We start from the raw sequence: 10,388 nt of genomic DNA, 5'->3' as shown, positions 1-10,388 counted from the left end.
CAAAGTATTCGTCGATACATTTTACTCTACCATCGATTTAAAGACTGCAGCGGCACCGTCTTTGTAAAATTCGATGTTGATTTTAGTCCTCAGGTCATCCGGAAGGTCTTTAGCTGCAGACGACGCGCAGAGACTGGCATCAAGAGTATTTGTGCTATAATAGTTGTCACCATCCCAATACTGAATACAGCATCGCCTGGGTTATGGGCCCAGGTATAGAGTCCCATTGCTTTGAATCGATAAACCACTCCTTCTGAAAGGCCAGGACAGCAGCCTTGGTCGAGTGGTCGTTGTTGCCATGAACGGGGCCCCTATAATACCCGAGGTATTTCAATCGAAACTGCACGCCCGTAAGCCAGTCGATGCGCGGGGCGGAGGATGCTGCGCGCGATAGAGGCGAAACACCGAGCGCCCTAGCGTTGACTTGAGGGACAGGAGGAATGTGTAATTCAGCGGCAACAGGTGGTGGATTTGTGGCCAGGGGCGGTGTGGGCGATTCATCGTCCCACTTCGACCTGAGGTAACGCCATGCTGAACGACCGATAGCGAATACCTTATCGTCTTGAGTCTCCCCTTTCAGCCATTTGAGTCCCATCGCGATGGGCAATCCGAATCTGTACAGTCCGCCGCCGAACTCCAGAAGCCGAAGATACCGGCTACTGAAGGCTACGACGGGTTGACTTGTGCGCAATATTGCATTCGCAAATCCCTCTCCCCATTCAGGACGCGCCTGTGCCATTTCGGCAATAGAGGAGAAGCCTTTGAACGCTTCGGAGGACTCTTCGACGTAATCAAGGATTCGCACTCTACCGGCCATGTCTTTGACGGCGGTAAGCGCGTGCCTGGCGGTTCTTCCGTTCATTTCCCATTCAATGCTGAATAGTATGGGGCCCTCGGAAGACTTCGCAGCCTTCAAGACATCATCAATGCTACCGAGGTTCGAGAGCCTTTCCCAGGTGACTCCGAACTTTGCTAACGCCGCCTGCACCTCCTCACTTGCTAACAATGCTTCGCGGCCAATGCCCTTGTTAGCTCCTCTGACCTTAATGACGTCATCTACAACGGCGAACAACTGAACGGTGCGACCTTTCATATATGAAAGCACGTTGTTGGCGCTGACGAAGCTACAAGGCTTTGCAGCGCCTGCGATTTCCTCCAAAGAAGAAGTGGCGAGGAGTCCCGCATACCTTCCACCCGCGCCAACCGCTTTGGATATCGGCCCCGCGATCGTTGCAATGCGCGTTAAATTCAGGAACACGCCCTTGGCGATGCCCATTTTCGACGAAAAGTCGATATCGCTGCCAAGTCGTAGAACGTCCACGACGCCGGACGTCAACGAGCTACCAACACGTTGCGGAAGGGTCGCCATCCGGTCATTGAACCAGGTGGCGAATACGAACACCGGGTTGGTCTCTCCGCGCAGCTGCGTACTGATCAACCATTCATCGTGGTCACGCCAATATTTTTCATCATTGGAATCGAACCAATCGGCAACATCCGAAGCGGTATATTTCCAACTCCAGAAGCCCATAGTGCCCCCACCTAATCTTATCTGGATTTTGGATCTCCGTCCAACGGATCGGCTGTTGGACAATCCAACCGCCGCCACTCAGCAGCTCTCGTCCAGCGTTGACTGTCCTTCGCCCGGCACCTCATAGCGCGGAGCGATGCCTGCGGACCTGAGGGCGTGGGCAAAGCGCAGCTCGAACAGCAGGGCCTTATTGTCCCGGACCAGTCCGCCATTGTCTGCGGTGACCGCGAGGGGGCCGCGCACATTCCAAGCCCGCGAACGCGCCGATCATCGTCTGCGCGGGGTCAGCCTCGGCGGCAGAAAGGCTATCCCAGTCGAAGTCGGGGGATTCAAACATAGCTCAACTGAGTTCTTGAGCGAGTCCGATGAGAAGCCCTTCAGGCCCACGGATGTAGCAGAGCCGATACGCGTCTTTATACTGGACTACTTCGCCCACGAGCTGCGCGCCGCGCGCGCGGAGCCTTTCGCGATAGTGCTGATTTCTGCGACGTAGGGGAAATCAGGTGCTAAAGTCGCCGCAGAAGGCATGGGTTTCGGTGCGTCAATCCGTTAGAAGTGAAGTGGAGCTGTTTGTGAAAGTTCAATTTTTGTTTGTTGTCGTTGCGCTTGCACTTGGGGCTTGTGCTCCAGCCCGGCCGAACATTCGTATCGATGCCAATGGCAATCCTAGGCAGGAAGACGTGGCGGCCACATGTAGCGCTCACTTCGCGCAGCAGTCCCCGCAATGGAAGCGCTGCATGCAAGGCGTAAATCAGTCGGTGACAAATCTAGCCCGGTGCATCAAAACTGTCCCGTTGCCGGGGCTCCAGCGATGCATGAAGCAGAAGCCACACCCGGCATTGGGGGCTAGTCTGCAATAAAATCGCCAACACCATCCTTCAGCATGGAAACGGGTTTCGCCTTTATCGCAAGACTGGTGAATTCTGCGCGCCATGGGCGGGCTCTCCAATAAGGGGCCTTTGATGGCGCTGGGGAGCCTTCCGGGGAACTGGGCGAATACCTCTCCGGGTAGCGGACTGAGGGTTAGCCTCGGGCGCTCATATCGCGCAGCAAGGCAGCGAGGCCCGGTTCATCGACGATGATTGATGCGTCTGCCAACGACATCCATTGTACGGGGCGCTGAGCTTGCTCCTTCCACGTCGGCAACGCCCCAGTGACGCGAAGCGGGTAGACATCCACCTCCACGAGGTCGAAATGGTCGAGAAGACGTTTCCAATAGAGGAACGAACCGAGAGGCTTCTTGCCGGGCTTGCCGGTGATGCCAGCTTCTTCCTCCGCCTCGATCCGAGCGGCCTTCCAATTTGAACAGCCCTTCATGGGCCATCCTTTCGGCACGGTCCAACGGCTCGTTGTTCGGGTGGTCACCAAGCAGACTTCTACCCCACCTTCTCGCTCACGCAGGGGCAACGCGGCGATTTGGCGCCGTGGTGTCCTATTGGCAGCGTGAGTTGTGCCTTTCGCCATTCTTCAAGAATACTCCCAACTCGTAAAAGCCATATTACAAATCATTTGCCCCGTTACTTGGTTGTGAGCGCCCTAAATTTCTACAGCGATGCCTCCAGGCGGCACAACAAGCTGGCGTACGGCGAGTCTGCAGGCTCGCTCTCCTACCACGGTGGCACTCCCGACTCCGAAAAGCAGAAAGCCCGCCAGTGACTCTTAGCGGGGTCTCCAGGGGCATTCCAAACCGCTCCTCCAGTTCAGCGAGAGGCTGTCACTCCTCCGTCACGTAGATCTCGCAACAAGTCGCTTGCAAGCGCCTCCCCCAGGCGCCAGCGCACCGCGCCGTCCTTCGATGAGCTCCAACTTAAATGAGGCCTGGTGAAGAATTAGGATGACAGCATGACGGTGACCATGCATTTAATTTGGATCTCGACGTTTTTGGTCATCGCTAAAGTGAAAGCGAGATGTTGGATTGAGTGCTCCAGCAGCGTAATTTTATTTAGAATATGATGCGATAAGGATGAGTTTGCATGCCGTTAGAAATATCTTCGTTTCCGGACCGAACTCCTACTTTTTCGGTAAGTTTATTTGGAAAATCTCCGTTAGTTTGGGTAAGTGGAATCCATTTGCATTGATTTTGCCCGCAGCATTTGGCCTGGCCTTTTTCGGCGCTTGCCTGACCGCCTATATCATGTTCGTGCCGGGACATCCCTACATACTTCAGACCATATCCTCAATAATAAAGCTTCCGCTAATATTTTTTCTCAGTGCCATCGTTGCCGCTATTATAACATTCTTGTTCGCAAGAATTACCCGAAAATCTCTTAAAGGCAGAGCAATTGCGCGAGGATCTTTAGTAGCATTATTTATGACTTCGACATTTTTATTTGTACTTGCTCCTGCAATAGCAATTTTGAGCTCACAGGGGAATTATTCTGAAGTCATACTGGCATCGTATGCAGCGTTTTTAATTAGCACATTCGTTGGTGCCCTGTTTTTTTACCTCCATACGATGCAACTGGCCGAGGGTGGTTTTTTAGCTACATCGCTGGTCTGGTGTGTGTTGTTTGCAACCAGCACCGCAAACATAGGATGGGAATTGCGTCCGCTTGTCGGATGGACGGGTCAACCTTTTCAACTCGTGCGGACTGACAATGGCCACATGTGGAGCCAGGTCGTGTGCGAAATGAAGAATATGAGGTTCGGCGGCATCCATTTTCCGTCTGCGGGGCAGGATTCTATGACAAAGGCGTGGCCCTGCTAATACTCCGGACCGGAAAGACGCCAAGAGAAGCGCCGAGACTGGTTCCCAGAAGGCCCTTGGGTCTTGATGCTGATTGGTCTCAACTTGTTGCACTTGATAGTGACTTGCAGAATGTATCGTCCCGACGTGGGCTAGACAGTCCCGCGAGTGTCGAGCCAGCTATAGGTCATGATCCCTATCGTCACGCTGATGGCGTTCGAATTGCGAAAACGGATCTGGGAGGAGGTATTGGTCGTGATCCTGAGGCGGCCGACAGAGCCTCGGCTCCCTCCAGAGGCGCCCGATACCATTGTGTACCCTGGCGGCGTTGAAGGGCTGTCGATGGCCGCTTGCACAGCGATGAGACCCGGACCACACCGCCGATCGGAACCAAATTAAGAGCGCCACATTAGCCGAATTGCTTTTTCAGCACGGCGGCCACATCCGCCCTCTTCTCCCGCAGCCCTTTACACGAAACATGCCGCAGCTTCTGATCATCCGTCCGGCGGCGGAACTCGATCTCGGCCACGAGCTCAGTCCACGAGATGGAATTGGCCTTCGTCCAGCGCACGCAGGAAGGCCTGCTTGGCTTTCTCCGCGCCGCCTCGTCCCCCAAGCACTTCTCGGGAGATTTGAACGGCATGCTGGTGAGCCTGACCCTCCACGTAAGGCCATTTGTGTTCGAGGAAGTACAGCGCCTCGTCGGTGTTGGTAACGTGCCTGACGAGCGAATTGGTTGCCATGAATTTTACCGGGTGATCGAACGGTTTTGAATCCATGTCACACCTCCGGAGACTCAACGTCGCCTGAGATTTTCGGTTCCTCTCAGTGCTGTCGCGGCCGAGCTGGAATCCACCGGCCGGAGTGGGGACTGGTCGGAGTTTTCGCTTGCCCCTGCGCTTGAGACGACCTGCGCGAGGCTTTGCCATGTGCTACTTTAGCGAGCAGAGACTTGGAATGGCCACCGGTGAGGGCAATCCATGCAGGGTCCTAAGACAGCGACAGATCTCTCAGATCGGCAAGCCACTGCAATCAGGCCACAAAGGAAGCCATCGAGGCACCGGTATCTAGATACCGTAAGGATGGCCCAGTCTAGTTGAGGATCGGGAGGCATCGAGATGCACATGGAATTTTAGGCTGAGGGGGACGCAATGCGCGGTGTGAAAACATGGAGTTGGCTTATGTCTGTTGCCGCCATCTGTGTAATGGCTTCGACTCTTGGCGCGAACTCGAACGGCAGGGTCGTGAGAGAGAATGATCGCCACGCGTGCAAGGAAAATCGGAAGGAATTTTGCCCGCAAAGCGAGGCAGGAAAAGCCGGTCCCTGCCTGCGCCAGCATATGGCTCAGCTTACTCTGGCATGCCAAGCAAAGATCCGGGCCGCCTCACCGAAGTGATCAAACTGCGGGAAGGTTATCAAGATACGGTAAGTGACTACCGTAAGGGCGGTCCTATCTAGTTGAGGCCTGGCCTCCATCAGGCCTAGGCCAGGTCACATCACAATATCACATCGCCCCCACCGCACTCTGGGCTTCTCGCGAGGTCAGTACCACGAGCGCATCATCCGGCAAGGGCCGCTGCAGCGCCTTTGCCTCGCCCCACGGCGCGCGCATCCAGACATCGAACTCCGCCTTGTTGCGAAGGATCACCGGCATCGCCTTGGCGTGGTGCGGCTTCACGACGGCGTTCGCATCCGTCGTCAGGAAAGCGAAGATGTCGATCGTCACCTGACCTTCCTTCACCTTCCGCACGCTGGTCCAGTTCGTCCAGATGCCGGCGAAGAAGGCGAGTGGCTGGCTCTCGTCGAGTGCGAACCACTTCAGCGCCTTGCGGCCCTTCTCGTTGGTCTCGCTGTCGGAATACTCCGAGAAAGACGCCATTGGCACCAGGCAGCGGTTTTCAGGGCCTGTCCGGCGGCGCCAGTGCGGCGACGAGACGTTGCGAATGTTCGTCACGCCAGGATCGGTCCTCTTGCCCTTCAGGAACTTCGGCGGCGTCGGCATGCCCCAGCGCGCCGTCACCGGCTCACGGACGCCATCGGCTCCGGTGCCCACGATCGGCGAGGGCTAATCCGGATAGATGTCGACGGCGTCAGGCCAGTTGATCGTGTCGCGGATTACGTCGCCGAGGAGGCGGATTTCCGCCTGCGTCATTCGCTAGCCGAAGAGATCGCACATTGCCGGACCTCCGATAACCGACAGCATGCTTCGGGACAAAGCCCTGCGCAACCCCGGCGGATGCGAGAACAGAAATAGAACGAAAGACTCGACTCTCGAGAGAGCCAGAGTTAGCTTCCGAGCAAATCGAAACTGCTATGGAGGCGACTATGGCGGTGAAAAAGGCTATTCCCGAACGGCCGGAGCCAATTCCGGAATCCCCCAGCGATATCAAGCCCGGAGAAACACTTGCGCAATATAAGGCTCGAAAGGGCGATTTGCTCAACTGGCACGATATTGATGAGTTGGACAAATATAATCCCGGAATGGGCTTTGAGGACATCGTGCGGGAGCGCCTTGATCAAGCCGGTGGGGATCCGCTGGTAGCTCTGCGGTTGCTCGTAAGACGGGCGATGTACAAAGATGATGCTATCGACTGTCTGATGCTTGAACTTCATAAGCTGGATCCTGACAACTCGCCCATGGTCGAGCAGTATGTAGCCGAATTGCAGTACCGGCTGGAAAAGTCGATAGAGCGCACTAAGCGCGAATTTCAGTTTGAGCCGGCTCCCCCGGGCTTCTGGGAAGATGAAGCCGCGTGGAAGAATGGCCCTCCGGACGAGCCGGTAGGTTCGCGTCCGCCGGGATGGCGGGATCTAATGCGCCGGTCCCAAGGCAAGCACTTTCGTGTCGTGAAATAATGACCCAGCCGGCCCAGGAGCCGGCGCCCGCTGATCTCGAAAACATGACGGATGAGGCAATCGCTGCCTGTGACGGCGATGCGCGGGCGGCTGTGCGCGTGCTGCTTCTGGCGATCCATCACCAGCAAGCGGAGATCAACGATTTGGCCGCCGAGATAGCCAGGCTCGCCGTCGACGTCTCCCGCGGCTAATCGCGCGGGCGCCGGGAACGATATCTCTTGCGAACGAAGGTGGCGACACAGGCCAAGAGCGATTGGCCCTAATCAGCCTCCGCAAACCGCTCACGAGGCGGTTGAATTCGGTTGGACGCATCTGGCGTTCACATGCCGGGGCAAACACTGCGGACACACCGGCCACGTCGACTTGCGGCGCTTCGTAATCCTGCGTCGCGTGCCGCTGCCCTGGATCTTCGGGCGCTGCAAGTGCGGGCAGTGCGGATTGCGACCTGTCACAGCCAGCCTGGCGTTCGAAATGGACGGCAGCCACTGGCACGAGAAGCGGGTAGATTTCTACGAAGGCCGCGTGCTCAGACCGAGCAGGGAATAAAGTATGGCCACCTTGGACGGGCCGCCTCAGACCATTCGCGAGGCCATAGGCATGGGCTGGAGCGGTCTCCGATTCGATTGCCCCAAGTGTCACAGCGAAGGTTACGAGCCCTTCTACAAGCTTGAGCGCCGCGGCAAAGCCCAATGGTTCATTGGCCAGGTCTATCTCCGGGCGGCCTGCAGGAAGTGCAACTGCCCTCCCCAAGAGGTGCGTCTCGTCGCGCCGGTTGGTTTGGGGAGTAAACAGAGATGGGAAGAAAGGCCGATCGAGATATTGGATGGGCGAGTGCTGAGGACGACGCCAGGGAGAAGCTGTCAGTAAAGTCTTGCCTGGTGCACGTTATTGGTATGACGGCCCCACTCTGATAACCCCATCGCATGGACAAGAGGCAAGATATCGTCGAGCGACTACGCAATCGCGCATTTGAGGTCGACGACCGGCCGGTGGAAGAGATCGAGACAGCCTTGCTGGAGGCCACACAGGCAATCGTGATTTTGCGGGATCTGGTTGGTTTACAAAACCCAATTATACTCGAAGACGCCGAGCCTCAGGGGCGAGCCTGATAGCAACCGGGGCGCTTATGCGGCGTCGATGCCGCTTGGTACCGGCTGGCGAGTGCGTAAGGTCAAAGAAGCGGAAGTTTCCGTTCAAGAGTTTTCAATCTAGCGTAGCTATCTGCGACCACTCAAGGCGTCCCTTACCGCGACAATCCTTGAGACAAGAATGTCAAGCTGGTCCGCATCGAAATCAATGCTGGCTAGTGGCTTGTCTTGGCCAACGATAGTTATCCTCGCTAACGTTAGATCTGGACTGGCAACCACCGAAATGTAATCTTTCGGCTTATCTGATATTTCCTCAACTGAGCTAACCGCCGCTGCAATAATGGACTCGGCAGGCGAATTATTTTGTGCAGAATTCATAGGATAATTCTCCACACATTGAGGATCCACAGGGACGATACTAAAAACCAACAGAAAGTGATACCAATGCATACCTTTTTGGCCAAGTGTATAGCACTGCGCATCGTCGCACCAGCCATAGTCAAAGAACCGCCGCCACGGCTTTGATCTGGCAGCCAAAAAAGGTCAAATGGTACGACAATCACGGTCGGCCTGTTGCAACGCGACTCGGATCGGACCGGCCGGGGGGTCTATGGCAACGGGCGGCCTGGTCGGAGCGACCATGTAGAAGAAGGGCAGCGCTGGTAGCAGAGGTAGCGGGAGACTGGGGCTTCGCGAACTGGCGGCACAGCTTGAGACGTCGCATTCAAACCTCAGCCGCCTTCCTAGCGGTAGTCACTGTTCCGCGGAATTATTCATGGTCGTGTGTTTGTGGATGAATAAAGATCCACGCGTTTATTTGAGCTAGTGCCTCTCCCCAACAGACGCCCTAACCCCCGGGCTAGCGTGCGTCCATAGCGGGCGCCATCTGCCACGAGACAAAAACCCCCGGCCTGCCGGGAAAGGCCGGGGGTACGCAACCGACTCTCCTGTGGAAGAGGCGGACGCACGAGCATCGGGCGAGTCAAGAGGGGCAGGTTGCATGACCCTGATCACATACTACCTGTGGTTGAAGCAAGAAATTGACGAATTTACCCCACAACCAAACAAAAATGGTCAGCCTCGGGCCTAGATGGGTGCCTGCTAATTTACACAAAACCTGGCAATGTGGCCGGCCACCCGCGACCTAGTTGTTATTCTCCCTTCAGCCGCCGCTATCGATAGCACCACCTCTTCCGCCCTCCCTAAGCCTCCCCTCCTGCCCTTGGTTTTTTGTGTCGGAGGCCCCAATAAAGATCCCAAAGCAGTGAGGTCCGGGCCGCGGGGCACGTCCTGGCCGTGTATGGATCGCATAGCCCCATCTGGCGGGCATATCGCTCATCCTCGACAATCGCGAGCTGATAGCAAACGAAGCACAGGCAAACTAGCAGGACGGCGATCACCAGATTTTTCATGAGGGAACCCCAGTCGACTTCTTCAAACTCACGCCCAGGCCCAGGTTCTACCGCGCCGATCTTACGGTCGACGAGCGTGTTCTCCTCTTTGAACGGTGGGTGGCACAGATGCGTCACGAGCGCGTTCTTCAGGCAAGAGTGAGGAGGGCGACGACAATCCACCGAACGACAAGCGCGCAACTTGCCGTTCTCGCAGCGGCCAAGAGCGGATGATCTGTGATGTACGGGAGACCGAGATAGAGCATCATCGCCACGGCCGCAAAGCCTGGCAAGACCATGCTTAGCCAAGATAGCTGCAGGCCTCGCGTAGACATTGGTGTGAAGCTCGCGTTTGCGACTAGCGGGAATGTACGACGTTGGTGTTAGCGCGGATTTAGGCCATTAGCCCGCGTCGCCCTGGCCGCGCCCATCAGCCTCCGCGCCGCCCTGCGTTCCTCGATGGCCTAACAAGTTGACATGCCGTGTGATATCGGCAGTTCCTCTCACTCGGGGCATTCCCGATGCCAGCGCTCCCGTATGATTTGAAAAACGCGCCTCGCGCTGTCTACGGCGGGCGATTGGCGGGCGACGATGCCATCTGTCAAGCTTTGCCCGTTGCCCGTCATGACTTCGGGCGTTTCACCGTACCGGGCGACGATGGCGATGTCCCCCAAGACGTCGTTTTCATTACGCTCCTTAGCGAAGACAATGGCGCCCACGATGGCGGTATTGTCGCGGCCGCCAGCGATGGAAAAGCAGGCCTGCCGCAACGCGGCATATCTCGTCGGCGCTGACATGGGAGGCAGGGCGATCAATTCTGTTCCGGCCCCGTGGG

The 10,388-nt window shown here is 56.6% G+C and carries 10 protein-coding genes and 1 pseudogene; 4 read left to right on the top strand and 7 right to left on the bottom strand.

Features of this window, described 5'->3' with window-relative positions; all coding sequences use genetic code 11:
- Window positions 1-166: 166 nt before the first annotated feature.
- The 4 genes and pseudogenes from QQL24_RS25060 to QQL24_RS25045 form a co-directional block, all read right to left on the bottom strand.
- Window positions 167-1,531 (bottom strand): peptidoglycan-binding domain-containing protein, encoded by a 1,365-nt coding sequence (locus QQL24_RS25060; RefSeq protein ID WP_284315024.1) that lies wholly within the window; start codon window positions 1,529-1,531, stop codon window positions 167-169.
- Between the two features lie 78 nt (window positions 1,532-1,609).
- Window positions 1,610-1,774, bottom strand: coding sequence for a hypothetical protein (locus QQL24_RS25055; protein WP_284315023.1), 165 nt, complete (start codon window positions 1,772-1,774; stop codon window positions 1,610-1,612).
- A 97-nt stretch (window positions 1,775-1,871) separates the two neighbouring features.
- Window positions 1,872-1,997 (bottom strand): annotated as a pseudogene (locus QQL24_RS25050) (VOC family protein); the annotation flags it as partial.
- Window positions 1,998-2,554: 557 nt separating this feature from the next.
- Window positions 2,555-2,995, bottom strand: a complete 441-nt coding sequence (locus tag QQL24_RS25045) for an NUDIX hydrolase (RefSeq protein ID WP_284315022.1) — start codon at window positions 2,993-2,995, stop codon at window positions 2,555-2,557.
- 499 nt (window positions 2,996-3,494) lie between these two features.
- Between QQL24_RS25045 and QQL24_RS25040 the strand changes: the two genes are divergently transcribed.
- Window positions 3,495-4,238: a hypothetical protein gene (locus QQL24_RS25040; RefSeq protein WP_284315021.1), complete on the top strand. Its 744-nt coding sequence runs from the start codon at window positions 3,495-3,497 to the stop codon at window positions 4,236-4,238.
- Window positions 4,239-4,750: 512 nt separating this feature from the next.
- On the opposite strand, the gene QQL24_RS25030 is transcribed toward QQL24_RS25040, so the two are convergent.
- Window positions 4,751-4,996 (bottom strand): DUF982 domain-containing protein, encoded by a 246-nt coding sequence (locus QQL24_RS25030; protein WP_284315020.1) that lies wholly within the window; start codon window positions 4,994-4,996, stop codon window positions 4,751-4,753.
- A gap of 726 nt (window positions 4,997-5,722) precedes the next feature.
- The gene (locus QQL24_RS25025; protein WP_284315019.1) at window positions 5,723-6,271 is read right to left on the bottom strand and encodes an SOS response-associated peptidase family protein; all 549 of its coding nucleotides are present in this window, start codon (window positions 6,269-6,271) and stop codon (window positions 5,723-5,725) included.
- A 272-nt stretch (window positions 6,272-6,543) separates the two neighbouring features.
- On the opposite strand from QQL24_RS25025, the gene QQL24_RS25020 reads away from it, so the two are divergent.
- From QQL24_RS25020 to QQL24_RS25010, 3 genes are all read left to right on the top strand, one after another.
- The gene (locus QQL24_RS25020; protein WP_284315018.1) at window positions 6,544-7,074 is read left to right on the top strand and encodes a hypothetical protein; all 531 of its coding nucleotides are present in this window, start codon (window positions 6,544-6,546) and stop codon (window positions 7,072-7,074) included.
- Entirely contained in the window at window positions 7,074-7,265 is a 192-nt protein-coding gene (locus QQL24_RS25015; RefSeq protein WP_284315017.1) for a hypothetical protein, read from the top strand. Before QQL24_RS25020 ends, QQL24_RS25015 begins: the two co-directional genes overlap by 1 nt.
- A 732-nt stretch (window positions 7,266-7,997) precedes the next feature.
- The gene (locus QQL24_RS25010) at window positions 7,998-8,183 is read left to right on the top strand and encodes a hypothetical protein (protein ID WP_284315016.1); all 186 of its coding nucleotides are present in this window, start codon (window positions 7,998-8,000) and stop codon (window positions 8,181-8,183) included.
- A 1,873-nt stretch (window positions 8,184-10,056) separates the two neighbouring features.
- Here QQL24_RS25010 and QQL24_RS25005 read toward each other — a convergent pair.
- Complete coding sequence (locus QQL24_RS25005; RefSeq protein ID WP_284315015.1) at window positions 10,057-10,368, bottom strand: hypothetical protein; 312 nt, start codon at window positions 10,366-10,368, stop codon at window positions 10,057-10,059.
- Window positions 10,369-10,388: the final 20 nt, after the last annotated feature.

Origin of the sequence: Labrys miyagiensis, from assembly GCF_030160835.1 — a bacterium.
Taxonomy (GTDB): Bacteria; Pseudomonadota; Alphaproteobacteria; order Rhizobiales; family Labraceae; genus Labrys; species Labrys miyagiensis.
Note: the sequence above shows the minus strand (reverse complement) of the source record. Positions and strands in the feature narration are given on the sequence as shown.